We start from the raw sequence: 22,956 nt of genomic DNA, 5'->3' as shown, positions 1-22,956 counted from the left end.
AGCCCAGTGATCAAAGGAAATAACGATGACACAGCGCCTGCACCTCGTCTTTGGCGGCGAACTGGTCGATCCGTCGAAAAACGTGTTCAAGGATGTGAACGACCTGCATATCGTGGGGATCTTTCCCAATTATCAGGCGGCCTATGACGCCTGGAAATCCGAAGCGCAGCGGACCGTGGACAACGCCCACATGCGCTACTACATCGCGCATCTGCACCGCCTGAGGGACGAGGAAAACGCCGCTGCAACAACCGAAGAGCTTGGCTGACGCCCGCGTGCGCGGGTCGCTTGGGCTCACCGCTTATCGCACGCTGTCGGGGCGCCGCAAACCGCCCACCTACACGCCGGTCCGGGACCGGCCTGAGGGCGAGCTGGTGTGGATCCATGCGGCAGAGCCCGGCAACAATCGTGCGCTGAACGATCTGGCCCACAGGCTGCTTTATATGCGCCCCGGCTGCCACGTACTGCTGACCGCCGCCCATGACGGGTTCGGCGACCGGGGGGTTCCCGACATCTGGCAGGACGTGATGCCCCCCGATCATCCCGTGGTCACCGACGCCTTTGTCGCCCATTGGAAGCCGGACGTTGCAATCTGGGCCTGGGGCGATCTGCTGCCCAACCTGATCCTGTCCACCGCCGAAAGCGGTGCGCACATGATGCTGGTGGACGCGGATGTGGAGGGCTTTGACGGGCGCCGCGACCGCTGGTTGCCTGAAGTCCCCCGCGCGCTGCTGGCCCAGTTCAACCACGTCACCGCACGGGACGAGAGCGCGCATCTGAAGCTCGCGCAAATGGGCCGCCCCGTGGGCGCGATGGAGGTGGCCGAGCCGCTGCACCCCTTTGGCAAGATGATGCCCGTGCATGAAAGCGATCTGGCCGACATGACGGCGACCCTGTCCGGGCGGCCCGCCTGGCTGTCAGCCCGCACGTCGCTGCAGGAGTGCACGACCATCCTCGCGGCCCACAAGCTGGCGCTGAAATCCTCGCACCGGCTGCTGCTGATCCTGCACTTCTCCGATCCGGAGGACGCGGCGCGGGCAGAGGACGCCGCCCTTGCGCAATCGCTTTTGGTGGCGAACTGGAGCGACGGGGCCTTTCCGGACGACAACACGCAGGTGTTGATCGCGGATGATGATGCCGAGTTGGGCCTGTGGCTGCGGGTGGCCATCGTCACCTTTCTGGGCGGCTCCATGCAGGCCGGGGCCGACATCTGCGATCCATACTCGGTGGCGGCCCACGGATCGGCCATTGTCTATGGCCCGAATGTCGGCGCCTACGTGGACGACTTTACCCGGCTCATGAACGCGGGCGCCGCGCGGATCGTGAACGACACGCCGTCACTGGGCCGCGCCATCAGCCAGATGATCGCGCCCGATCACGCCGCCCATATGGCCATGGCGGGCTGGGACGTGGTGACGCGGGGGGCGGACAGCCTCGACCGGATCATATCGCTGACGCAGACCAGGCTCGATTCCCGCATGTCGGAGAAACGGTGATGCGTGCGCCCGGCTTCTGGTCACAGCCCACACCCGACTGGCGCGCGCGCCTTCTGTCTCCGCTGGGCGCACTCTATGCACATGGCACAGCGCGACGGCTGGCGCGGGGCACGCCTGAACGGATGCCGGTCCCGGTGATCTGCGTGGGCAACATCAATGCGGGTGGCACGGGTAAGACGCCAACCGTCATCGCGGTGGCCGAACGGTTGCGCGACGCCTTCCATGAACCGCATATCGTCAGCCGCGGCTATGGAGGCAGCGAAAACGGACCAACGGAAGTCAACCCAACCAACCACAGCGCCGACCGTGTGGGCGATGAACCCCTGCTGCTCAGCGCCTTTGCCCGGACCTGGGTCGCGCGCGACCGGGCCGCAGGCGCACGGGCCGCGATTGACGCTGGAGCCACGGCCATCATCCTCGACGACGGGTTCCAAAACCCGGCGCTGGCGTACGACCTGTCCATCGTTGTGGTGGATGCCGAAACAGGGTTTGGCAACGGGTTGTGCCTGCCTGCCGGGCCTTTGCGCGAACCGGCGGCGGTCGGCCTGACCCGCGCTGACCTGCTGCTCAGCATCGGGGATGAGGCCGCGCAGTCCAAATTTGAAGCAACCACCTTGCCGGACGCACTGCCACATGTCCGCGCAAGGCTCGAACCACTGCAAACCGGGATGCCGTGGGCAGGCATGAACGTCATCGCCTTTGCCGGGATCGGACGACCCGAGAAGTTCTTTGACACGCTGCGCGGGCTGGGTGTGAACCTGATGCGGACAGAGGCCTTGGGCGACCACGCAAAACTGAGCACCGCTTTTCTGACACGACTGGAACGGGACGCGCGCACAGTGGGCGCGCAGCTTGTGACAACAGAAAAGGACGCAGCCCGCTTGCCACCGGCGTTCCGCAGCAAGGTGATCACGCTGCCGGTACGCTTGCATTTCGACGATGCGACCGCGCTGGACAGCGCCCTCACCGCCCTCCCCACTGCTGCGCAAAGCAAAACGCCCGACCAAGGGCCGGGCGTCTGATCGTTCTTTCCAGTTTGACTTAGCTGCCAGCCGCTTCGTCGATCAGGCCCGACATGTCTGCATAGGACATGTTGTTGTAGGTGGTCCCGTTGATGACAAAGGTGGGGGTCGAATTGATCCCGTCCTCTGCCGCGTTCTGCTGATACCACGCGACCAGCTTGCGCAGGTTGTCGGCATCCGTCAGACACGCTTCGAGCGTGCTGCCGTCCAGGCCCGCAAGGCGACCGATCTTGCGCAGCTCATCCGCGATCTGGGCAGGATCACCGCCCCCGGCCCGCGCCCATTCGGACTGACCTGCATAAAGCATCTCGGTGATGCCAAAGAAGCTTTCGGGCGTACCCGCGCAGCGCGCAATGGCCGAGGCCCACAGTCCAAAACGATCAAAGTAAACCTCGCGATAGATGAAGTTGACCTTGCCCGTGTCGATATAGTCGGCCTTGAGCTGCTTGAAGGGACCGGAATGGAAGGTCGCGCAGTGCGGGCAGGTGTAGCTGGCATATTCGATGACCGTCACAGGGGCATCCGGGTTGCCAAGCTGCATCTCGATGACCGACGAGGTGTCGATGTCGCTTGCAGCCTCTTGCGCGTTGGCAGCGCCCAGCAAACGCTCGGCTTGGACCTGTTGCTGCGCATTGGGGCCGCTGGATTGCATCGCGCTGTACAGGAAGTACCCGCCAACACCGACAAGCACGGCGATAAGGGCAACGATACGGTTCATGTGCGTGTTCCTTGTTTTTGTTTTGTCAGGATGTGCGCGCCCAGTTTTTCAAGGGCGTCGCGCAATGTGTCGTCCTGGACCGGGGCCACCATCTGGCTGGAGGCTGCGGTCATTTCAGGGGCTGGGGCCTTGGGGCCCTGGTCCTTGCGGCGGTGTTCAAAGGCGACCTGTCCGTCCTCGAACCCGGTCGCTGCCGTTTGTGTGATCCGAATGCGGGCAATGGCATTGTAGCCGTAGACAGCGTTCACACGTTGGCGCAGCTGATCCTTCTGCATTTCCAGCATCGGTGCCTGCGCGCCAGTGGTCAGCAGCGTTAGCGTAGCACCCATGCCACCCCGGCCATAGCTCACTTCAACGGGCCGTGCGATGGCGGCCACGTCGGCCCCCGCAACCTCGGCCCAATCCGTCAGCAGGCGGCTTTGCGCGAACCCACGGCTTTCGCTGGCCTTCCGAATCCGCCCGGTCAGCAGCGATGCTGTCCGCTTGAACCCTTTTGTACTGGCACGGCGCGCGACCATGGCTATGTTCCCTCTCACTCGGGCGTGATCATAGCGGATGAAAGCGTGATCACCAGACATCTCAAGTGGGAAAGCATAAATCTTGCGTGACCTCAGCCGTGAGCTTCTGGACTGGTACGACATACATGCGCGCGCGATGCCGTGGCGCGTGGGGCCTGCGGACAAGCTGGCGGGGGTGCGTCCGGACCCTTACGCCGTGTGGATGTCCGAGATCATGTTGCAACAGACGACCGTCGCGGCAGTCACGGAATACTTCAAACGGTTCATTGCGCGCTGGCCGACGGTGGCTGATCTGGCAGCGGCGGAGGATGCAGAGGTCATGGGCGAATGGGCGGGCCTTGGCTACTACGCTCGCGCGCGCAACCTGTTGAAATGCGCGCGTGCGGTGGTGGCCGATCATGGCGGTGCGTTCCCGGCGGATCACGCCGCTTTGCTGAAGCTGCCGGGCATCGGACCTTATACGGCGGCGGCCATCGCCTCCATCGCCTTTGATTTGCGGCACGTGGTGGTGGACGGCAATGTCGAAAGGGTGATGGCCCGCATGTTCGATGAACACACGCCCTTACCTGCGGCCAAGCCGATCCTGACCGAGCATGCTGACCGGCTGACGCCCAGCGCGCGCCCCGGTGATCACGCACAAGCCGTCATGGATCTTGGTGCCACGATCTGCACGCCGAAATCCCCGGCCTGCGGTATTTGCCCATGGCGCGACCCGTGCAAGGCGCGGGCTGAGGGCACAGCGCCAGAGTTGCCCAAGAAGACCCCCAAGAAGGCGAAACCAATCCGTCACGGCACCGTCTACCTCGCCCAGCGCAGCGATGGCGCGTGGTTGGTCGAGACGCGGCCCGACAAGGGGTTGCTCGGCGGTATGATGGGCTGGCCCGGCAGCGATTGGGTGGATGTGTCAGAGCCGCGCCCCGTCGCCGTTCCCATGGCCGCAGATTGGGTAAAATTGAACGGAGAAGTGCGGCACACCTTTACGCATTTTCACCTTATTCTCGACGTGATGGTCGCGCAGGTTGCCGATGCTGAACCAGACCGAGGATACTTCCTGCCCCGAGACCAGTTTCGCCCCTCCGACCTGCCCACCGTGATGCGCAAGGCGTTCGATCTGGCGCAGTCGTGACCAGCGCGGCGTAGCGTCACGCTTGGCAGATTTGCCTCCCTCCGCCTAAGCTGTGGCGCACGCAACCAAAGGACAGACACCAGTATGACCTTGCCCCCGGAAACCGTTGCCAAGGTGCAGAACGCCCTGCCCTTTGCCCTGTCGTTCCTGCTGATCCCGCTGGCGATCATCACCGCCATCTATGGCGGCTGGACCGTGATCCTGCTGCCGGTGGTCACGTGGTACATGTTCTCGATCCTCGACCTGGCGGTGGGGCTGAACACCGACAACGCGGACCTTGAAACGACCGAGGATGACCTCTTCTGGTACCGCGCCATCACCACCGCCTGGGTGCCCGCGCAGTTCCTGCTGCTCTTCGGCATGATCGCTTATGTGGCGCCTGCCGAGCACCTGAACACGGTCGAGAAGCTGGCGATCTTCTTCGGCGTCGGCGTGATCACCGGGACCGTGGGCATCAACTACAGCCACGAGTTGATGCACCAGAAAAACAAGCTGGAACGCTGGCTGGCCGACGCACTGCTTGCCATGGTGCTTTATTCCCATTTCCGGTCCGAACACCTGCTGGTGCACCACCGCTATGTGGCCACCCCGCGCGACCCGGTGACGGCGCGGATGGGCGAGAGTTTTTACCGCTTCTATCCGCGCGTGCTGAAGCAATGCTTCCTGTCCGCCTGGAACGCGGAAAAGGCGATGCTTGCCCGCAAGAAGTTGCCCGCAACCGACAGCTCAAACCCGTTCTGGAAATACGCCTATCTGCAACTGATCTGCTTCCTGCTGGCCTTTGCCCTTGGCGGCTGGGCGGGCGTGGGCCTGTTCCTGCTGCAAGCAGGCGTCGCGATCTGGCAGCTCGAACTGGTCAACTACATCGAACATTACGGGCTGACACGGAAACATCTGGGAGACGGCAAATACGAACACGTCCAGCCACGCCATTCGTGGAACGCGGCACACAAGGCGTCGAACTGGCTGCTGATCAACCTGCAACGGCATTCGGACCACCACTACAAACCCGACCGGCGTTTTCCCGTTCTGCAAAACTACACCGAGGCGGACGCCCCACAGCTTCCCTACGGCTACCCGGTGATGACCATCGCCGCGATGATGCCCAAGGTCTGGAAACGGGTGATGAACCCGCGCGTGCAGAAGTGGCGGGACATGTACTATCCGGAGATTACGGACTGGACGGCCTACAACAAAGCCGCCAACCCGCTGCCACGCTAGTCCAGCACCCAGACGGACAAGGGTTCGGCCACACCGCGCACAGCTTGGTCCGGGACGCGGCGGAAGCCATCCGCTCCACCCGCTGCGGACATCGCCGCATCGCTGACCATGGCACGCACCCCCAGATCACGGGTCATCGCCTCGAGCCGGTTGGCCACGTTCACCGTATTGCCCAGCACCGCGAACTCCAGCCGGTTCGCACCAATGTCGCCCAATACAACCGGCCCGAAATGCAGACCAAAGCGGGCGTCAATCTCGGGCAACCCATCAGCGCGCCGGTCGGTGTTCAGCGCCTCCATCCGGTCGACCATGCCACGCAAGCAAGCCACGGCCCGCGCCGCATCATCGCCCAGCGGCAAGGGCGTGCCAAAGGTCGCCATCAACCCGTCGCCCAGATACTTATCGAGGGTCCCGCCATGGGCGAACACCTCACTCTCCATCCGCGCATGAAAGGCGCGCAAGGTCTCGATCACCTCTTCGGCCGGGCGGCTATCGGCGTACGCGGTAAAGCCCGCAATATCGACAAACAGCACGGCAGCGTCGTGACTGCGGATCTGGCCCAGCGGTTCATCCTTGGTCGACAACTCCTCGACCATCGAGGGCGAGAAATAGCGCGCCAGGTTCGTCCGCTCGCGCGCCATCTCGGCACTGTCGAGGACCAGCATCTGGTAACGACGCACGACGACGGCAAGGATCAGGGCCACCACCAGAAACACAACCACCTGCTGAAACCGCAGATCCCAGTTCACGTCATTCGGATCAAACTGCTGGGCCAGATCAGGATGGTTCGGAAACATCGCATTCGCGGCATCGGTCAGCTCCGGGAATGTGCGGCCAAACCACCAGATGCACAGCGTCCCCGCCAGCCACAACGCCATGGTCCAGTTCCCAATCGCGATGATCGTCCGCCAGGAATAGGTCAGCACCCCCGCCGCCAGCAGGATGAAAAAGTACTGAAACACCTCGAAATTGTAGATCAACGCCGTCGGCATCGGATCAGACAACAACGGGTTCGGCACAAGCAAGGCAAGCGTCATCAAAAGCAGATCGGCAAACAGCAACGCCAACTCCGCCCGCGATTGCCCGACACGGCCCACGCGGCGCTGCGCCAGGCCAACCAGAACCAGACAAAACAACAGGAACAGGTACCAGACCACATCCCAGTTCGGGTTCAAAAACACCAGCATCACGGCGGTGACGGACAACGCCCCCACACGGGCCTTCACCGCCAGATCCATACCTTCGCGCTTGTTGCGGGCCAACGCTTCCTGCGCGTGCCTGTGCGCTGGAATTTCATCCTCGCGGTCCGTGCGTCGCGAGATTGGCAACGCGCTGCTTGCATCCACCATCGTGTTCGCCCTCTTGGCCTTTGCCGCCCAATGTAAACCGCTTTAACAAAAAAGCCCCGCCAAAAAGGCGGGGCATAGGTGCAGTGCCACTTATGGGCCTTGGGTAAGGCCGCAGGCACCTGGCGGTGTCTCGTGAAATCAGTCGTGCATTTCCGAACGGATTTGCTGGCGCAGAACGTCGATGGGCACAGTCCGCCCGTCGCGCTTGAAGCACCAATAGGTCCAGCCGTTGCAACTGGGTGCGCCTTCCAGATGGGCGCCGACCTGATGGATCGATCCCTTGATATCGTCACCGATCAGCGTGCCATCGGCGCGGACCTTGGCCTTGTGACGGCGGTTCATCGAATACAGCTCTTCTCCCGGGCGCAGCATCCCACGCTCGACCAATTGGCCGAAGGGTACACGCGGTTGCGCCCGTTTGGAGGCGGAAACGGTCAACGCCTCCTTGTCGAACTTGCGCACCTTGGCGATGCGCTTCTCGGCCACCTTGCGGTAGGCTTCTTCGCGCTCGATCCCGATGAACTCACGGCCCAGCATCTTGGCCACAGCGCCCGTTGTGCCGGTGCCAAAGAACGGGTCCAGCACCACATCGCCCGGGTTGGTCGAGCCGACCAGCACACGGTGCAGCAAGCTCTCGGGCTTTTGCGTCGGGTGCGCCTTGTCGCCCGCCTCGTCCTTCAGGCGCTCATGGCCGGTGCAAATGGGCAGCACCCAGTCCGAACGCATCTGGATGCCTTCGTTCAGCGCCTTCAACGCCTCGTAGTTAAAGGTGTACTTGCTGCTTTCCGACTTTCCGGCCCAGATCATCGTCTCGTGGGCGTTGGTGAACCGCTTGCCACGGAAATTCGGCATCGGGTTCGACTTGCGCCACACCACGTCGTTCAGGATCCAGTATCCTTCGTTCTGCAGGGCAGAACCGACGCGGAAAATATTGTGATAGCTGCCAATGACCCAGATCGCGCCATTTGGCTTCAACAGCCGCCGCGCAGCCTTCAGCCAGGCGGTCGTGAACTCGTCATAGGCACGGAAGGAATTGAACTGGTCCCAGTGGTCATCAACCGCATCAACCTTGGAATTGTCAGGGCGATGCAGCTCGCCCTTCAATTGCAGGTTATAGGGCGGATCGGCAAAGATCAGATCAACGCTGCCCGCGGGCAGGCTATTCATAATATCAATGCAGTCGCCCGCAAGGATTTGGTTCAAGGGAAGCGCCTCGGCGCCCTTTACATGTTTCGTCATCGTCTGCCTCTGTCCCCGGCGCATTTTGCGCTCGTTGGTTGCAGCTAAGATGAGTCATACCCGATTCGCGGTCAATTTATATTTTGAATCAACAACTTAAGAAAATCCCTTGTCACAACATCTTGTGGACGGGTTTGAAGGTTCGTCTATGGTGTGGGGTCACCCCAAGATTTTCCAACGCCAACCTGTGGCTTTTTGACGGATATCCCATGTTCGTCTCCCAGCCATATCCGGGATGCTGTTGCGCCAAATCCACCATGATCCGATCGCGACATATTTTGGCCACAATTGAGGCTGCCGCGATGCTCAACGACCGCGCATCGCCGCGCACAACAGGGGTTGCAGGCAGGGTCAGATCACGCGGCAACATCGTCCCATCAATCAACGCATGATCGGGACGATTGCGCAGCCCATCGAGGGCACGGGTCATAGCCAGATGCGAGGCGCGCAAAATGTTCAGCTCCTCGATCTCCCGCACGGACGCATGCGCCACAGACACGTCCGCACTCTCAAGGATCGCGCCCCACACCGCCTCGCGCTTGCGGGCGGTCAGTTTCTTCGAATCGTCGAGCCCCTCGGGAATGGCGTCCGGGTCCAACACAACCGCCGCCGCCGTCACCGGCCCCGCAAGCGGCCCGCGCCCCACTTCATCAACCCCAGCTACACGGCCCCCAATCCGCGCTTCGATCTCAAAGTCAGGCACAGACCGTCCTCTTCCCTGTTTCAAAAAAATCCCCGCCGGAGGCACAAAACGCACTTTCCAGCGGAAAGTGCAAACATCACGTGTCGCCGCCCCGGCGACGCAATGAAAAAGGGGCGGTGCCCGAACACCGCCCCTGCCAAGGTGGGCCACGCAATCGCGGCCCATCCGCCCGCTCTTACCGACGGGCCAACTGGTATCCATGACGATCCAAGCAGCGCGCACCATATCCACGACGCCAGCCACGATCCGTGTAGAACTCGCGATGGCACGCCGCTGGCAGGCTGTGCGCGTACTTGTAGTTGTTGTGCAGACACCGCTGGCCAAAGACGCGCCGGTGTCCGCGATCCGTATTGAAGCTGCGCAGGCACTGCTGCGGCAAAAGCTTGCGGTTCACTCGCTTGGGCAGCGGCTTGGGATGCACGGGCGTGTGCACCGTATGGCGCTTTTTCTTGTCCTTGTTCCGGTCGTGAATGACCGCGCCGACAATCGCCAACCCCAACAGCGCAGCGAGGGCAGCGCCAACCTCATCATCCCCCGCACGGGCCGGGGCAGCAGAGAAACCGGTGATGGCAATGGCGGCAGCAGCAACTGCGCCGATGAACTGGCGGTGAATACGAAGTGTCATGAGGCGTCCTTTCCAGAGGGTACAGATACGAGGCAAACCAGGCGTATGCCGGTGCTGTCCTCAACCTCGGGCACCCCCGTCAAGACAGGCAATAACGCCCCCCTGTTATCGAATAACGCAAGCCCCACGCCTCTGTCGTTATTGAATATCCCGCCCACCCGGCGCAGGTTGGGGCCATGAAACAGATCGCCGTCTCCCTCTTCCTGTCGCTGGCGCTTGCCGGGACCGCACATGCCCAGTGCTACGCGGACTACAAGGCCAAACAGGACAACCCCCTGCGCCTGCACTATGGTGTCGCGCAGGTGTCCGGCGCCTGCTCGGCAGGCAATGCAACCGCACAACTCCGATCACGGCTTGCGGCGCAAGGCTGGACTTTGCTGCAGGTTCAGTCCGTGTTTGGTCCCGAAGGCCTCGATCAAAGGAAAGCCAGTGCAGGACAATTCTACCTCCGCTTCTGACATGCGGCGCACAGGCGGGCGGCTCGTGATCCTCGGGATCGCGGGCATCGTGCTGCTTCTGATCCTGGCCGCGGCCCTCCTCTTTTTCACCCTGCCCGACGCTGGTGCCTTCGACGCGCGGGTCGAACGCATGTTCATTGAGAACGCCGACCTCACCAGCCAGGCCGAAATCAAGCTGCTGGAAATCCTGGCCCAATCCGGCACCGCCTTCGCCGACACACTGGCCAGCTACCGGGTGGTCATCTTCGTCCTTCTGGTCTTTGCCACCGGCATGATGATCGCCGCCCTCGTCTTTCTCGTCCTGCTCGTGGGCTTCAACCGCCGCATGGCGCAGATCGAGCGGGCAGGCATACAGGTGAACTCCCTGCTCATCAGCCGCGAGGAAAACACAGTCTACCTCAACAACCTCGGCTTCAAACTCACCGACGCCGCCATGGAAACCATGTCCATCCTCGCCGAAGCGCGCATAGACGACGACGTCCTGTCCGGCTCCGAAATCGAAGGGATGATCTCCGGCCGCTCCGCCGCCGACTGCGAAGAGGCCGCAGGCGCCACCCGCATCAAACGCCTGCGCGACACCCTCGGCAACCAGATCGTCAGCGAACTGCTCGTCAAAAACATCGCCAGACGCGGCTACATGCTGGCCGTGGAAAAAGACGTCATCAAAGTCCTCTGAACTTCATCTTGCCAGAAAAACTCCCGCCGGAGGCAAACCCCATCTGCCGGATGGCAGATGTATAAAATCACGTGGCGCGCACGCGCCGCATTTCACCAGTAGCCACCAGCGCGACCACAGGTCTAGGGTGCGACCAGACAAAGGAGACCGCCCATGCCCGCCCCCACTAACCCGTTCAAGGCCGCGATCAAAAACGGCGAAACCGTCATAGGCTGCTGGCTGTCACTCGGCGACCCGCTTGCCACCGAAATCGCGGGCACGGCAGGCTTCGACTGGCTGCTGATCGACGGCGAACACACGCCCTACGACATCTCGCGCATGCGCATGCAGCTCATGGCGCTGGAAGCCTCCGACAGCCACGCCGCCGTCCGCGTGCCGGTGGGCGAGACTTGGATCATCAAGCAGGTGCTCGACGCGGGCGCACAAACGGTGCTGGTGCCGATGGTCGAAACGGCGGAACAGGCACAGCAACTGGTCCACGACGTCCGCTACCCACCCACAGGCGGGCGCGGCGTCGGCTATTCCGGCGCACGGTGCAGCCGGTTCGGCGCCATTACCGACTACGGCCCCACGGCAGACGATCAAATCTGCCTGCTCATCCAGGTCGAAAACCGCGCGGGCATCGCCAATCTCGACGACATCCTGGCGGTCGACGGCATCGACGGCGTCTTCATCGGCCCGGCGGACCTCTCCGCAGACATGGGGTACATGGGCCAACTCACCCACCCGGAGGTGCAGGCCACGATCAAGGGGGCCATCGCCCGCATCGAAGCCGCAGGCAAAGCCCCCGGCATCCTCGCCACAACGCCCGAGTTCACCCAAGACGCGCTCGATTGGGGCGCGCGTTTCGTGGCGACCGGGCTCGACCTTCTGATCCTCGCCAAAAGCCTGCGCGAACTGGCGCAGAGGTGGGTGAAATAGGCGGAGGACACATCCGCCTTACGGGCCCGCGCTCTATCCGGACTTCAGCCCAACAGAGGCTTGCGTATACCCGCCCGCGGCACCGTCGATAAAATGCACATGCGTGTCGTCCATGATCGACGGCACGATGCAGGTCATCATCGCCTCATCCTGCGTGTGCATCCCGTAGCGGGCCACACCCTCGGCCCGCGCCTTATCCAGCATAGCGCGCAGGCGCGACACCGTGCCTGCATCGCAATCCACAGTCATCTTCAACCCGTCATCGAACTTCCGAAAATCGGCATTGTCGCCCACGGTCTTGCGGTAATGCGTCGGATCGAACCCGCCCAGCTTGATCCCGGTCTTGATCAGCACCCACGCAATCAACGTCTCGAACAGCACCTGCCGCTTACGGGCCTTCACGCCCTTACCGCCATGGCTGGCATGGGCTTCCAACGTGGCCCCGGCCGGCGGCCAACCCGTACCCGGCCCTTCCGGTGGTGCAGGGTGTCCACCCCGCTCCAAATGCGCAACCTCGGCCAGCACCGCTTCGACCACGGCACCAAAGCGCAGGGCATCGCCACCTTCAACTGGAGACAGAAGCAACGACAGGATCGTCCCGTTCCGCGCCTTCATATGGCTCCAGCGACAGCTAAGCCCCGTCAGGTCCGGCTGCGTCCCCGCGGGGACAGGAGGCACCGTCTGGGCCCCGGCTTTCATCTGCGCCTCGGCCCAACTGACACCGCCGCCCGCGAACATGGCATAGTCCACGCCGTCCGACACAGCATAGCGCGCAACGGCCACCTCTGGCCCGGCAGCACGAATGTCAGCGACAGTGAAAAGCCCGACACGCAAGCCCATCCCAAACTCGGCCTGCGCCCAGACCCGCACAGCGCCCAGCGCCTGCGCCGCTTCTGCCGCGAACTCCGGCGGATGGGCAAAGGCGGCACCGTCACCACCGAACACAAACGGAAAAGCACGCCCCCCAGCCGCATTGATCTGGGCCGAAATCACGGCAGCCCCGATCATGTTCACCGTCTTGTACCTGCCTGCTGCGACCGCATCTGTGGACCCCACGATGTCGGACACACCAACCACCCAATCATCGGGCAAGGCTGTGTAATGGCTCAAATCCGCCACATCCCCAAAAGCCGCCAATCGCGGCAGGTCGTCATAAAACATCTTGTCCCTCTTCACCCCGACCCTAACACGGGCCCGCCCCATCACAATGCGCCTTGCACCTGCCCAGCGCCCATGCCACGCAAGCGGCAGGAGTGAGGACCCCATGCAAACCGGATTGATCCTGCTGGCGCTGGCCTATGTGCTGAGCCAGTTCTTTCGTGCCTTCCTGGCCGTTCTGACCGGCCCGCTTAAGGCGGAACTGGGCGTCACGCCCGATGTGCTCGCCACAGCCTCCGGCTACTGGTTCCTCGCCTTCGCGCTCATGCAACTGCCCGTGGGCAAGGCGCTCGACACGCTCGGCCCCCGCCGCACCGGCGGCTGGCTGTTCCTCATCGGGGGCGCAGGCGGCGCGGCCCTCTTCGCCGTGGCCCAAGGCCCCATCTACATCCACGCCGCCATGGCCCTGATCGGCATCGGCTGCTCGCCCGTCCTGATGGCCAGCTTCTACATCTTCGCACGCGAGTTCGACCCGGCCCGCTTTGCCACGCTCGCCGCGCTGATGATCGGCATCGGCACCATCGGCAACCTGATCTCCAGCTACCCCACCGCCTTTGCCGTCGATACCATCGGCTGGCGCAACACGATGTGGGCGCTCGCCGCAATCTCAGCCACCGTCGCCCTCGGCATCCTCATGTCCGTCCGCGACCCGGCCAAGGCCGAAGAGGCGGGCAAAGGCTCCCTCTTCGACCTCCTGCGCATGCCCGTCCTGTGGTTCATCATTCCCATCATGTTCGTGAACTACGCCCCAGTCGCCGCCGTACGCGGCCTCTGGATCGGGCCATACCTGCGCGACGTGTTCGACCAAACGACGGCTCAGATCGGCATCGCCACACTGGTGATGAGCCTCGCCATGATCCTCGGCACCATCGCCTATGGCCCGCTCGACCGCATCTTCGGCACCCGCAAATGGGTCGTGTTCACCGGCAACGCACTCACCATCGTCGCCCTAGCGCTCGTCATCTTCTGGATCGATGCAGGCCCCTGGACCTCCATCGCGCTCTTTGCAGCCATCGGCGCACTCGGCGCATCCTTCCCCGTCATCATCGCCCACGCCCGCAGTTTCTTTCCCCCGCACCTGACCGGGCGCGGGGTCACACTGATGAACCTCTTTGGAATCGGTGGCGTGGGCGTTATGCAAACCATCTCCGGCCGCATCCACACGGCGACGACAGGCAGCGACCCCACCGCCCCCTACATCGCGATCTTCGGCTTTTTCGCTATTGCGCTGGCGATAGGTGTGGCCATCTACGCACTTAGCCGTGATGCCACCGACTGACGCCCTTTCCCCCAGCAGACATTGGGTGTAAGGGCCACGCACCTACCCGAAAAGGAGTCTATTATGGGGTATCGTGTCGTCGTCGCAGGCGCCACCGGCAATGTGGGCCGCGAAATGCTGAACATCCTGGCCGAGCGCCAGTTTCCCGTGGACGAGCTGGCCGTTCTGGCAAGCCGCCGTTCCTTGGGCACGGAAGTGTCCTTCGGGGATCAGACACTGACGACAAAGGACCTCGACACATTCGACTTCACGGGCTGGGACATGGCGCTTTTCGCCATCGGGTCCGACGCGACCAAGAAATACGCGCCCAAGGCGGCTGCGGCGGGCTGCGTGGTCATCGATAACTCGTCGCTTTACCGCTACGACCCCGATGTGCCGCTGATCGTGCCGGAAGTGAACGCCGACGCGATCGAGGGGTATGCGAAGAAGAACATCATCGCCAACCCCAATTGCTCGACCGCGCAAATGGTCGTGGCGCTGAAGCCGCTGCACGACCGGGCCAAGATCAAGCGCGTGGTGGTCAGCACCTACCAATCCGTGTCCGGCGCGGGCAAGGAGGGGATGGACGAGCTTTGGGACCAGACCAAGGCGGTCTACAACCCCACGTCCGAGGTTGAGCCCAAGAAGTTCCAGAAGCAGATCGCCTTCAACGTGATCCCGCATATCGATGTCTTCATGGACGATGGCTCGACCAAGGAAGAGTGGAAGATGGTCGCCGAGACGAAGAAAATCGTCGATCCGTCGATCAAGGTCACGGCAACATGCGTGCGCGTGCCGGTCTTCGTCGGCCACTCGGAATCGATCAACATCGAAACCGAAGACTTCCTGGACGAGGACGAAGCCCGCGACATCCTGCGCGAAGCACCAGGTATCATGGTGATCGACAAGCGCGAAGACGGCGGCTACGTCACGCCGATCGAGTGCGTGGGCGACTTCGCCACGTTCATCAGCCGCATCCGGCAGGACAGCACAATCGACAACGGCCTGAACTTCTGGTGCGTGTCGGACAACCTGCGCAAGGGCGCTGCCCTGAACGCGGTGCAGATTGCCGAGGTGCTGGGCCAGCGGGTTCTGAAAAAGGGCTAGAACGGCTCGATCACATCAAAACTGTCTGGTTCCTCCACCCTGGTGGAGCCAGACAAAAGATGGGCCATCCGATGCGGGTGGCCCGGCATCACAGCGCCAAACCGTTTGACGAGGCGAGCGTAGCCAAATCCGATTTCCGAGCTTTTGCACAGGCGTGTGCCCTGTGCGTCATGCAATGTCAGCCCTCCACCCGCCGGGCGCAAGGCAAAGCCCCGACACCGCAAAACACGTTCCAATTGCGCCCAAGATGTTGCTGCAGCAATGTCCGCAGCGAGGAGCCGCTGCAAGCGCGCGACGAGCGCCTCATCCGCGCAATTGCGCGTCTTCGGCCGCGCCCGGCGGACCTCCTGATCCAGCGCATCCCGCACAAGCTGACCAAGCGTGACGTCTTTCTCACGCGCCAAACGACGCGCATCAGACAACAGGGAATCAGGCACGCGGATCATGATCTGTTCAAATGACATGCGCCGAACCTGCGCGAACAAGGTTAACGCCTCGTATCTCGCCCCACGGCATCGCGGGCGAAACAAGCCGAAATTCCCCTTTCCTCACAGCACACATACCGGCACCCTGACAGCACCCCGCCGATAGGAAAGCCACCCAATGCGCCTTGCCCTGATCCTCGCCCTCCTGCCCCTACCTGCCCTTGCCGACACCATCGTGGTGCAGGCCCCGCCCGTGGCCGCGACGGTCTATGCCCAAGGAGCGCTCGTGTCCCGCACCACCACGGTCGCGCTGCCCGCAGGCCAACACACACTCGAACTGCGCGACATGGACCCGACCCTGTCGCTTGATGCGATGAATATCGACATGACGGGCGCGACGATCACGGCCCGCAGTTGGACACAACGGCCCGACACGCCCTACCGTGCGCCCCGCACGCCCGAATGGCGCGCTGCCAAAGATGCACTGGACACCGCAACCGAAGCCCTGGCCGCGCTCGACGACCAAATTGCGCTGACCCTTGCCTCGGCCCAAGCAGCCCAAGATCAAATCCTGTTCCTGAACGGCTTGAGAGTGCCCGACGATGCGGCCACGGATGTGGACACGCTCCGCGCCATCGGCCAGTTGATCGCAAGCGACGGCACCGCTGCCCGCGCCGCCATCCGCACCGCCGAAGCAGAGGCGCGACAGCTGCGCCGCGACCGTCTCGATCTGGAATTTGCTGTCGCGCAGGCGCAGGCCGCACTCGATGCCGCAACGCCCACAAAAACCGCCCCCGCCACGCTGGCGCTGAATGTCACCGTCCCGGAACCTGTCGAAGCCACGCTCGACATGTCTTACCTGACCGACGGGGTCGCCTGGGCCCCATCCTATGCCTTTGACCTCGTAGACGACACATCGCTGTCCATCGCGCGCAGCGCCCTCATCACACAATTCACGGCCGAAGACTGGACCGATATCAAACTCACACTCTCCACTCTCGACCCCCTCGCCCAATCCGAACCCAGCCACCTCTGGCCGCAACTCCGCCGGATCGAAGACCCGGTAGCACAGAAACGCGAGCTCTCCCGCCTGCAGGCCGATGGCGCGATGGGCATGGCCGAACCCATCATCGAAGCACCGGTGATCACGGAAGAAGTGGCAGCCGCCAGTTTCGACGGCATCGGCATCTCCTACACCCTGCCCACCCCCGTCACCATCCGCGCACAAAGCGAAGAGCTTGAGATCGCGCTCGATACACTCAACATGGCAGCAACGCTCAGCGCCCGCGCCATCCCCCGCTTTGACGACACCGCCTTCCGTCTGGCGCAAATCACCAACACGACGCCAGAAATCCTGTTGCCCGGGCGTGCCACCCTGTCTGTTGACGGCCAGCTTGTCGGGCAAACCCGCATCGACGCCCTGCCTCCCAATGCCGAGACCGAGCTGTTCTTTGGCCGCATCGACGGGCTCCGCCTGAAACGCACCGTGCTCGACCGAAACGAAGGGGATCGCGGGATCATCACCCGTTCCAATGAGGAAACGGAAAACGTGAGGATCGAGGTCGAGAACCTGACCGACCGCACATGGGACATTTCCGTGCGCGACGCCGTGCCCATTTCCGAGCAGGAAGATCTGGTCATCGACTGGACCGCAACACCGCGCCCGGGCGTGCAGGCGGTGAACGACCAACGCGGCATTCTGGAGTGGCAACTGTCGCTGGACGCCGGAGCGCGCCAGATCATCAACATCGAAACGCAACTGACATGGCCCGAAGGCAAGGTACTGCGATAGCCGATTCCGGGCGAACGTGGTTTCTGTTGTCCTAACAAGGGCGCACGCAGCGCAAGTCTGGCAGGCTTTCGCGGGCAATAAGTCCAACTTTAGCTAACTGTCTCAAGCCCCTAAACCCCTGATCCAATTCGATAAAACCCCTGACGCTCCCATTCGTTAAATCTGGGTCTTTCAGCGCAAGGTATTGGTAATTTCAACCTGCCATACAGATGGCACCGGGCAGACCAACGCGCATGTCAGCGTACCGCCCGGCAGGGCGCGGCAGCAGGCACATGCGCCCGGAATACGGCAGAACGCCACCTTTCATCCCGCGAACACGCGCCCGGACCATCAGGTGTTTCGGACCGGTGCGCATGTCACGCACACACAGATGAAAGACAGGCATATGCCAGCCATATCCGTGCGGAGAAGGAACCAGTGAATGGGGTGAGTGACGCGCGGATCTGTGGGGTAACGAGTGGTACGGGCGGCGCATCCGGTGGGAGGCGTCGCCCCTTTTTTCCACTCAGAACCGTTCGGCCCGCAGCACTTCGCAATCGCTGACGGTGACAATCCCGATATGCCGCTCCACCACGGCAAAGGCCGCGTCCAGCAACCCATCCAGCCGCTCGGGCTTGATCACGCACAGCACCTGCACCATGCCGGTGCCCCGGCTCACCTGCCCCTCACGGCTCCAGGTGCCGGAATCACCCGACCCGCCCAACACAGGCAACACGGTCCAGCCGGTCACACCCGCCTTTTCCATGGCATCGGTCAGACGGCTCTGCATCACCTGTTCGATGATAATGGCAACACGTTTGGCCTTATGGGTCTGCATCCGCTTATCCTCCGGTCAGCGCGCTTGCGACAGCAACATAGATGGGGATGCCGAGCGTCAGGTTGAATGGGAACGTGACCCCCAGCGACAGGGTCAGGTAGATCGACGGGTTCGCCTCCGGCAGCGCCACGCGCATCGCCGCAGGCACCGCAATATAGCTGGCCGAAGCTGAAAGCACCATGAAGAGCGCCACGCCCCCCGTGCTCACACCCAAAAGCAGCCCCACGATACAGCCAAAGGTCGCCCCCACCAGCGGCATCACAACACCAAAGGTCAGCACACCGGGCTTCAACACACCCGACCCGCCGCGCAGGCCACGGCCCGCCACCAGCCCCATATCCAGCAGGAACAGGCACAGAACCCCCTGGAACGGCGACACAATAAAGGCTTCGATCTTGGCCAGTCCCTCGTTCCCGGTGATCCAGCCGATGAAAAAGCTGCCCACCAGCAACACGATCGACCCGTTCAGCAGGATCTCCCGCATCAGCTCGGGATCCATCCGGCGGCTGTCCCCCCCGCGCGAGATCAGCCAAAGCGCCGACAGGATCGCAGGGGCCTCCATCGCCGCAGCGACGGCGACCATATACCCTTCGGACGCAATCCCGCTGCTGTCCAGAACGGATGTCGCCGCCACAAAGGTCACAATCGAAATCGACCCATAGTGCGCGGCCACCGCCGCCGCATCCAACCGGCTCAGGTTCCCCATCACCTGCAACAGCCCAAAGGCCACGATGGGCAGCGCAGCCGACAGAACAATCCCCGCCAACAGCGACGCGGCCAGCGTCCCGTCAATGCCGTGATCGGCAACGCTGACCCCACCTTTGAAGCCAATGGCAAAAAGCAGGTAAATCGACATCCCCTTGGCCACAGCTTCGGGGATATTCAGGTCCGACCGCGCCAGTGACGCAGCCACGCCCAGGGCAAAACTCAGGATAATGGGCGACAACAGGTTTGTCGCCGCAAGGCTCAGAATCTGGTCCACGTCTGTCCCCTCGTCTGCGCCGGCTTCAGCCGGTCGAAAATCAAAGTCCCGCCGTCTTCGGCCATGTCAGCACGCGGTCTCCCCGGCACCATGACCCACCTCTATTGCGCGCGGTGGTTATCCGGAATTCAAAACAAATTCGAGCGAAAAGACACAGCCAACATAACGATTTGGGAAGGGTCTGTGACCTATGCCTGAATTCAGCCGTGGGGGCGGACGACTTTTGGGTGAGAAGAGGTGACGTTTTGTCAACAGTAACACAAATTCAACTGCACGAATCCGTGCAGGTCAATCACGACCGTTTGCATGCGCTCTACGGCGAAATGGACCCGGTCAATGCCGAAGATGTCGTGTGCCGCGCGATGGAGGAACTGGCCCTGCGCATGGCCCATTGCGACCGGCTCTACCGCAAGGGAGAGCTGGAAGAGCTGCGGCGCTCCGCCAAGTCGCTGATCGCCATTGCCGACCAGATCGGCATGGATGTGCTCGCACGTGTGGCCAAGGACGTCGTGCAATGCACCGAGGCGCGCGATCAGGTCGCGCTCGCTGCCACGCTGGGCCGCCTGCTGCGCACCGGCGAAGGATCGCTTACGGCCATCTGGGACCTGCAAGACATACAGATCTAAGGTGGGCCTCGCGTCATCCGGCAAACCTCTACGGCACACGCGCCACACCATTTCGCCGAAATGGGCTCGGGTGGGGTGCCATTTATGCGTGTGTGTCCTAGGGTCTGCGACAACAGACCCTGCAGGACCACGCCGCTATGACGCTTAGCTTTGCCACACCGGATGACACCACCCGGTCCGCCCATCTTTTGACAGACAGCGCCCTGTCGGACTGGCTGGCCGAACAGCCCGAAGAGGTGCAAGCGTGGGTCGAGGCGCACAGCTTCACCGCTGCCATAGGCCAAGCCTTGCTGTTGCCCGGTGGCACGGATGCGCTGCTGGGCTATGGCAATGAAACGACCCGCGCACGGGGCCGCTTTCACATTGCAGCAGCGGCAGCCAAGCTGCCTAAGGGGACATACCGGCTGATCTCCGACCTGCCCTCGGACGCGCTGCAAACCGAAGCACTGGGATGGCTGCTCGCCACCTACCGCTTTGACCGGTACAAGGACCAGTCCCCGATGGCTGCGCGCCTCGTGGCCCCAGAAGGCATCGACGCCACGCGCACCGAAGCCATCGCCGGGGGCGAGGCGCTGACCCGCACCCTCATCAACACCCCGGCCTCTGACATGGGCCCACCCGATCTGGAACAGGCCGCCCGCGATCTGGCCGAAACCCATGGTGCCGCCATCACGGTCATCACGGGCGACGACCTGCTGGCGCAAAACTTCCCGATGATCCACACCGTGGGCCGCGCCGCCGACCGCGCGCCCCGGCTGATCGACATGACATGGGGCGACACGGGGCCAAAACTCACGCTAGTGGGCAAGGGGGTCTGCTTTGACACCGGCGGGCTGAACCTCAAACCCGGCGCCTCCATGGGCCTGATGAAAAAGGACATGGGCGGATCTGCCGCCGTCCTCGGCCTTGCGCATATGATCATGGCCACCGGCCTGCCCGTGCAACTCCGTGTCCTGATCCCGGCGGTGGAAAACAGCGTCTCCGGCAACGCCTTCCGTCCGCAGGATATCCTGACCAGCCGCAAGGGCCTCACGGTCGAGATTAACAACACCGACGCCGAAGGGCGGCTCGTGCTCGCCGACGCACTGGCCCTCGCGGATGAAGACGCACCAGACCTTATCATCTCCATGGCCACGCTCACCGGCGCGGCCCGTGTGGCCGTCGGCCCCGACCTCGCCCCTTACTACACCGATGAGACGCCGCTTTCAGCGGCACTCGAAGAGGCAGCGACCACAACCGCCGACCCGGTCTGGCGCATGCCCTTCCACGCGCCCTACGAATCCATGATCGAACCCGGCATCGCCGACCTCGACAACGCCCCCAAGGGCGGGTTTGCGGGCTCCATCACAGCCGCCCTGTTCCTGCGCCGCTTCGTGGACAGCGCCCCGTACATCCATTTTGACATCTACGGCTGGCAACCCAGCAGCGCGCCCGCCCGGCCCAAGGGCGGCGTCGGCCAGGGCACCCGCGCCCTGCTCGACGCGCTGCCAAAGATGCTCAAGCTGTGACAGACCGCCGGACCGTCCCCGACCCGCATCTGGTGGACGGCACAGCCCCCGGCCAGATCACAGCGCCTTTTGTGGACCTGCTCCGCGCCCCAAACGGGCCTCGCGACAGGCAACTCATCGCCGGGGCGCATGTGACAATGCTAGGCCAAACCGATGGCCACGCCTATATCCGCGCCGACCTCGACGGCTATATCGGCTTTGTCCCAGCCAACGCCATCGGCCCAGTGACGACCCCAACCCACATGGTCACAACCCCCGCCGCACACAGCTACGACCGCGCGACGTTCAAATCGCCGGACACAGCGAGCCTGACCTTCGGCACCAAACTGACCGCCCTGTCAGACACAACGGACTACATCGAAACCGCCTTCGGCCACGTGCCCAAGGCCAACCTGTCACCCCTGCCCTACAGCGCAAACCCCATCGACACGGCCCGCCTCTTCCTCGGCACGCCGTACCTTTGGGGCGGCAACACACGCGCCGGCATCGACTGTTCCGGCCTCGCCCAAATCGCACTCACGACGGCAGGCATCCCATGCCCCGGCGACAGCGACCAACAGGAATCCGCGTTCAAGGACGCCACCGGCCCCTACCAACCGGGCGACCTCCTCTTCTGGAAGGGACACGTGGCGCTCGTCACCAGCCCCACCCACATGATCCACGCCAACGCCACCCACATGTCCGTGGTCGAAGAACCCATCGCCCCCGCCATCAAACGGATCAAAACAAACGGCGACGGCGACCTCACCAGCCACAAACGCCCCTAACCCTTTCTTCTGGCCAAAAATACCTTCGGGGGAGCTCGAGGGGGCAGACAGCCCCCTCGTCAGCAAAAATAAATCGCGCCCGCGCCAGCGGACAATTCAGTCAACCGCCCGGATCAACTTACGCTCCAGCACGCGCAACACGGTCTTCAAATCCTGCCCCCGGCGCAGCACCTGCCCGTCCATGCCGATGACGGCATACATCCCCTGCTTCCCGCGCAGCTTGGGCCGCTTCTCAATCCGGTACATCGGGTTCTCCGCCGTCCGCCGAAACACCGAAAACACGGCCACATCGCGCAAACAGGAAATCCCGTAATCCCGCCATTCCCCCGCCGCGACCATACGGCCATAAAGCGACAGGATCACGGACAGTTCGGTTCTGTGAAAAGCCACCTGCGGGCTCGGCATTTCGCGAAGATTGGACGGGGGTGGCGTCTGAAGCGTCAT

At 63.0% G+C, this 22,956-nt stretch carries 25 protein-coding genes; 14 read left to right on the top strand and 11 right to left on the bottom strand.

Annotation, left to right across the window (positions count from 1 at the left end; all coding sequences use genetic code 11):
* Positions 1–25: 25 nt before the first annotated feature.
* Genes RA29_RS09800 through lpxK form a run of 3 tightly spaced genes read left to right on the top strand, consistent with a single transcriptional unit; the run spans position 26 to position 2,518 of the window.
* Positions 26–268 carry a DUF4170 domain-containing protein gene (locus tag RA29_RS09800; protein WP_039685328.1) on the top strand — a complete coding sequence of 81 codons (243 nt, stop codon included), beginning with the start codon at positions 26–28 and terminating at the stop codon, positions 266–268.
* The gene (locus tag RA29_RS09795; protein WP_052249574.1) at positions 261–1,496 is read left to right on the top strand and encodes a glycosyltransferase N-terminal domain-containing protein; all 1,236 of its coding nucleotides are present in this window, start codon (positions 261–263) and stop codon (positions 1,494–1,496) included. The genes RA29_RS09800 and RA29_RS09795 overlap by 8 nt, the downstream gene beginning before the upstream one ends.
* Complete coding sequence (gene lpxK, locus RA29_RS09790) at positions 1,496–2,518, top strand: tetraacyldisaccharide 4'-kinase (protein WP_052249573.1); 1,023 nt, start codon at positions 1,496–1,498, stop codon at positions 2,516–2,518. The genes RA29_RS09795 and lpxK overlap by 1 nt, the downstream gene beginning before the upstream one ends.
* A 19-nt stretch (positions 2,519–2,537) precedes the next feature.
* On the opposite strand, the gene RA29_RS09785 is transcribed toward lpxK, so the two are convergent.
* A complete protein-coding gene (locus RA29_RS09785) occupies positions 2,538–3,236 on the bottom strand; it encodes a DsbA family protein (protein ID WP_039685326.1) in 699 nt (232 codons plus the stop codon).
* Positions 3,233–3,754: a DciA family protein gene (locus RA29_RS09780; RefSeq protein WP_039685324.1), complete on the bottom strand. Its 522-nt coding sequence runs from the start codon at positions 3,752–3,754 to the stop codon at positions 3,233–3,235. The genes RA29_RS09785 and RA29_RS09780 overlap by 4 nt, the downstream gene beginning before the upstream one ends.
* An 82-nt stretch (positions 3,755–3,836) precedes the next feature.
* Here RA29_RS09780 and mutY point away from each other — a divergent pair, with 82 nt between their 5' ends.
* Complete coding sequence (gene mutY, locus RA29_RS09775) at positions 3,837–4,880, top strand: A/G-specific adenine glycosylase (protein WP_039685323.1); 1,044 nt, start codon at positions 3,837–3,839, stop codon at positions 4,878–4,880.
* A gap of 84 nt (positions 4,881–4,964) precedes the next feature.
* Positions 4,965–6,101: an alkane 1-monooxygenase gene (locus RA29_RS09770; protein ID WP_039685321.1), complete on the top strand. Its 1,137-nt coding sequence runs from the start codon at positions 4,965–4,967 to the stop codon at positions 6,099–6,101.
* Here RA29_RS09770 and RA29_RS09765 read toward each other — a convergent pair.
* The 4 genes from RA29_RS09765 to RA29_RS09750 form a co-directional block, all read right to left on the bottom strand.
* The gene (locus tag RA29_RS09765) at positions 6,098–7,450 is read right to left on the bottom strand and encodes an adenylate/guanylate cyclase domain-containing protein (protein WP_039685319.1); all 1,353 of its coding nucleotides are present in this window, start codon (positions 7,448–7,450) and stop codon (positions 6,098–6,100) included. The two genes, RA29_RS09770 and RA29_RS09765, sit on opposite strands and share 4 nt — an antisense overlap.
* 138 nt (positions 7,451–7,588) lie before the next feature.
* The gene (locus tag RA29_RS09760) at positions 7,589–8,689 is read right to left on the bottom strand and encodes a site-specific DNA-methyltransferase (RefSeq protein ID WP_193743503.1); all 1,101 of its coding nucleotides are present in this window, start codon (positions 8,687–8,689) and stop codon (positions 7,589–7,591) included.
* A gap of 112 nt (positions 8,690–8,801) precedes the next feature.
* Positions 8,802–9,392, bottom strand: coding sequence for a ribonuclease HII (locus tag RA29_RS09755; protein ID WP_039685316.1), 591 nt, complete (start codon positions 9,390–9,392; stop codon positions 8,802–8,804).
* A gap of 175 nt (positions 9,393–9,567) precedes the next feature.
* The gene (locus RA29_RS09750) at positions 9,568–10,017 is read right to left on the bottom strand and encodes a hypothetical protein (RefSeq protein WP_039685314.1); all 450 of its coding nucleotides are present in this window, start codon (positions 10,015–10,017) and stop codon (positions 9,568–9,570) included.
* A 176-nt stretch (positions 10,018–10,193) separates the two neighbouring features.
* On the opposite strand from RA29_RS09750, the gene RA29_RS09745 reads away from it, so the two are divergent.
* The 3 genes from RA29_RS09745 to RA29_RS09735 all read left to right on the top strand — a co-directional run bounded on the left by RA29_RS09745 (position 10,194) and on the right by RA29_RS09735 (position 12,072).
* On the top strand, positions 10,194–10,475 hold the full coding sequence (locus RA29_RS09745) for a hypothetical protein (protein ID WP_039685312.1): 282 nt from the start codon (positions 10,194–10,196) through the stop codon (positions 10,473–10,475).
* Positions 10,447–11,151, top strand: a complete 705-nt coding sequence (locus tag RA29_RS09740) for a histidine kinase (RefSeq protein WP_039685310.1) — start codon at positions 10,447–10,449, stop codon at positions 11,149–11,151. The genes RA29_RS09745 and RA29_RS09740 overlap by 29 nt, the downstream gene beginning before the upstream one ends.
* Positions 11,152–11,304: 153 nt before the next feature.
* The gene (locus RA29_RS09735) at positions 11,305–12,072 is read left to right on the top strand and encodes an HpcH/HpaI aldolase/citrate lyase family protein (protein WP_039685308.1); all 768 of its coding nucleotides are present in this window, start codon (positions 11,305–11,307) and stop codon (positions 12,070–12,072) included.
* Positions 12,073–12,105: 33 nt separating this feature from the next.
* Here RA29_RS09735 and RA29_RS09730 read toward each other — a convergent pair whose 3' ends face one another.
* Positions 12,106–13,233, bottom strand: a complete 1,128-nt coding sequence (locus RA29_RS09730; RefSeq protein WP_039685952.1) for a DUF3095 domain-containing protein — start codon at positions 13,231–13,233, stop codon at positions 12,106–12,108.
* 103 nt (positions 13,234–13,336) lie between these two features.
* Between RA29_RS09730 and RA29_RS09725 the strand changes: the two genes are divergently transcribed.
* Together RA29_RS09725 and RA29_RS09720 are read left to right on the top strand one after the other, a co-directional pair.
* Entirely contained in the window at positions 13,337–14,509 is a 1,173-nt protein-coding gene (locus tag RA29_RS09725) for an MFS transporter (RefSeq protein ID WP_039685306.1), read from the top strand.
* Between the two features lie 63 nt (positions 14,510–14,572).
* A complete protein-coding gene (locus tag RA29_RS09720; protein WP_039685304.1) occupies positions 14,573–15,595 on the top strand; it encodes an aspartate-semialdehyde dehydrogenase in 1,023 nt (340 codons plus the stop codon).
* Here the strand turns inward: RA29_RS09720 and RA29_RS21870 are convergent.
* Positions 15,592–16,059: a hypothetical protein gene (locus RA29_RS21870; protein WP_082029494.1), complete on the bottom strand. Its 468-nt coding sequence runs from the start codon at positions 16,057–16,059 to the stop codon at positions 15,592–15,594. The two genes, RA29_RS09720 and RA29_RS21870, sit on opposite strands and share 4 nt — an antisense overlap.
* A gap of 139 nt (positions 16,060–16,198) precedes the next feature.
* Between RA29_RS21870 and RA29_RS09710 the strand changes: the two genes are divergently transcribed.
* On the top strand, positions 16,199–17,812 hold the full coding sequence (locus RA29_RS09710; protein ID WP_039685302.1) for a DUF4139 domain-containing protein: 1,614 nt from the start codon (positions 16,199–16,201) through the stop codon (positions 17,810–17,812).
* Between the two features lie 505 nt (positions 17,813–18,317).
* Here RA29_RS09710 and RA29_RS09700 read toward each other — a convergent pair.
* Both RA29_RS09700 and RA29_RS09695 read right to left on the bottom strand, forming a co-directional pair.
* The gene (locus tag RA29_RS09700; RefSeq protein ID WP_039685298.1) at positions 18,318–18,629 is read right to left on the bottom strand and encodes a nitrogen regulatory protein P-II; all 312 of its coding nucleotides are present in this window, start codon (positions 18,627–18,629) and stop codon (positions 18,318–18,320) included.
* A gap of 4 nt (positions 18,630–18,633) precedes the next feature.
* Entirely contained in the window at positions 18,634–19,611 is a 978-nt protein-coding gene (locus RA29_RS09695; protein ID WP_039685296.1) for a sodium-dependent bicarbonate transport family permease, read from the bottom strand.
* A 245-nt stretch (positions 19,612–19,856) separates the two neighbouring features.
* Here RA29_RS09695 and RA29_RS09690 point away from each other — a divergent pair, with 245 nt between their 5' ends.
* From RA29_RS09690 to RA29_RS09680, 3 genes are all read left to right on the top strand, one after another.
* Positions 19,857–20,237, top strand: coding sequence for a hypothetical protein (locus RA29_RS09690; protein ID WP_152612979.1), 381 nt, complete (start codon positions 19,857–19,859; stop codon positions 20,235–20,237).
* A gap of 137 nt (positions 20,238–20,374) precedes the next feature.
* Positions 20,375–21,745 (top strand): leucyl aminopeptidase family protein, encoded by a 1,371-nt coding sequence (locus tag RA29_RS09685; RefSeq protein WP_039685288.1) that lies wholly within the window; start codon positions 20,375–20,377, stop codon positions 21,743–21,745.
* A complete protein-coding gene (locus RA29_RS09680; protein WP_039685274.1) occupies positions 21,742–22,512 on the top strand; it encodes an NlpC/P60 family protein in 771 nt (256 codons plus the stop codon). Before RA29_RS09685 ends, RA29_RS09680 begins: the two co-directional genes overlap by 4 nt.
* 96 nt (positions 22,513–22,608) lie before the next feature.
* Here the strand turns inward: RA29_RS09680 and RA29_RS09675 are convergent, their stop codons facing one another.
* Entirely contained in the window at positions 22,609–22,956 is a 348-nt protein-coding gene (locus RA29_RS09675; protein ID WP_039685272.1) for a DUF2794 domain-containing protein, read from the bottom strand.

It is taken from the genome of Tateyamaria sp. ANG-S1 (assembly GCF_000814025.1).
Classification (GTDB): domain Bacteria; phylum Pseudomonadota; class Alphaproteobacteria; order Rhodobacterales; family Rhodobacteraceae; genus Tateyamaria.
The sequence above is the reverse complement of the archived record's forward strand: the minus strand, read 5'-3'. Positions and strand labels throughout refer to the sequence as shown.

Coding starts and splice junctions, on each gene's coding strand:
- RA29_RS09685 (WP_039685288.1), top strand. CDS start 20,375: ATGACGCTTAGCTTTGCCACACCGGATGACACCACCCGGTCCGCCCAT.
- RA29_RS09780 (WP_039685324.1), bottom strand. CDS start 3,754: ATGGTCGCGCGCCGTGCCAGTACAAAAGGGTTCAAGCGGACAGCATCG.
- lpxK (WP_052249573.1), top strand. CDS start 1,496: ATGCGTGCGCCCGGCTTCTGGTCACAGCCCACACCCGACTGGCGCGCG.
- RA29_RS09800 (WP_039685328.1), top strand. CDS start 26: ATGACACAGCGCCTGCACCTCGTCTTTGGCGGCGAACTGGTCGATCCG.
- RA29_RS09710 (WP_039685302.1), top strand. CDS start 16,199: ATGCGCCTTGCCCTGATCCTCGCCCTCCTGCCCCTACCTGCCCTTGCC.
- RA29_RS09765 (WP_039685319.1), bottom strand. CDS start 7,450: ATGGTGGATGCAAGCAGCGCGTTGCCAATCTCGCGACGCACGGACCGC.
- RA29_RS09760 (WP_193743503.1), bottom strand. CDS start 8,689: ATGACGAAACATGTAAAGGGCGCCGAGGCGCTTCCCTTGAACCAAATC.
- RA29_RS09745 (WP_039685312.1), top strand. CDS start 10,194: ATGAAACAGATCGCCGTCTCCCTCTTCCTGTCGCTGGCGCTTGCCGGG.
- RA29_RS09735 (WP_039685308.1), top strand. CDS start 11,305: ATGCCCGCCCCCACTAACCCGTTCAAGGCCGCGATCAAAAACGGCGAA.
- RA29_RS09675 (WP_039685272.1), bottom strand. CDS start 22,956: ATGACGCTTCAGACGCCACCCCCGTCCAATCTTCGCGAAATGCCGAGC.
- RA29_RS09770 (WP_039685321.1), top strand. CDS start 4,965: ATGACCTTGCCCCCGGAAACCGTTGCCAAGGTGCAGAACGCCCTGCCC.
- RA29_RS09750 (WP_039685314.1), bottom strand. CDS start 10,017: ATGACACTTCGTATTCACCGCCAGTTCATCGGCGCAGTTGCTGCTGCC.
- RA29_RS21870 (WP_082029494.1), bottom strand. CDS start 16,059: ATGTCATTTGAACAGATCATGATCCGCGTGCCTGATTCCCTGTTGTCT.
- RA29_RS09730 (WP_039685952.1), bottom strand. CDS start 13,233: ATGTTTTATGACGACCTGCCGCGATTGGCGGCTTTTGGGGATGTGGCG.
- RA29_RS09700 (WP_039685298.1), bottom strand. CDS start 18,629: ATGCAGACCCATAAGGCCAAACGTGTTGCCATTATCATCGAACAGGTG.
- RA29_RS09725 (WP_039685306.1), top strand. CDS start 13,337: ATGCAAACCGGATTGATCCTGCTGGCGCTGGCCTATGTGCTGAGCCAG.
- RA29_RS09720 (WP_039685304.1), top strand. CDS start 14,573: ATGGGGTATCGTGTCGTCGTCGCAGGCGCCACCGGCAATGTGGGCCGC.
- RA29_RS09785 (WP_039685326.1), bottom strand. CDS start 3,236: ATGAACCGTATCGTTGCCCTTATCGCCGTGCTTGTCGGTGTTGGCGGG.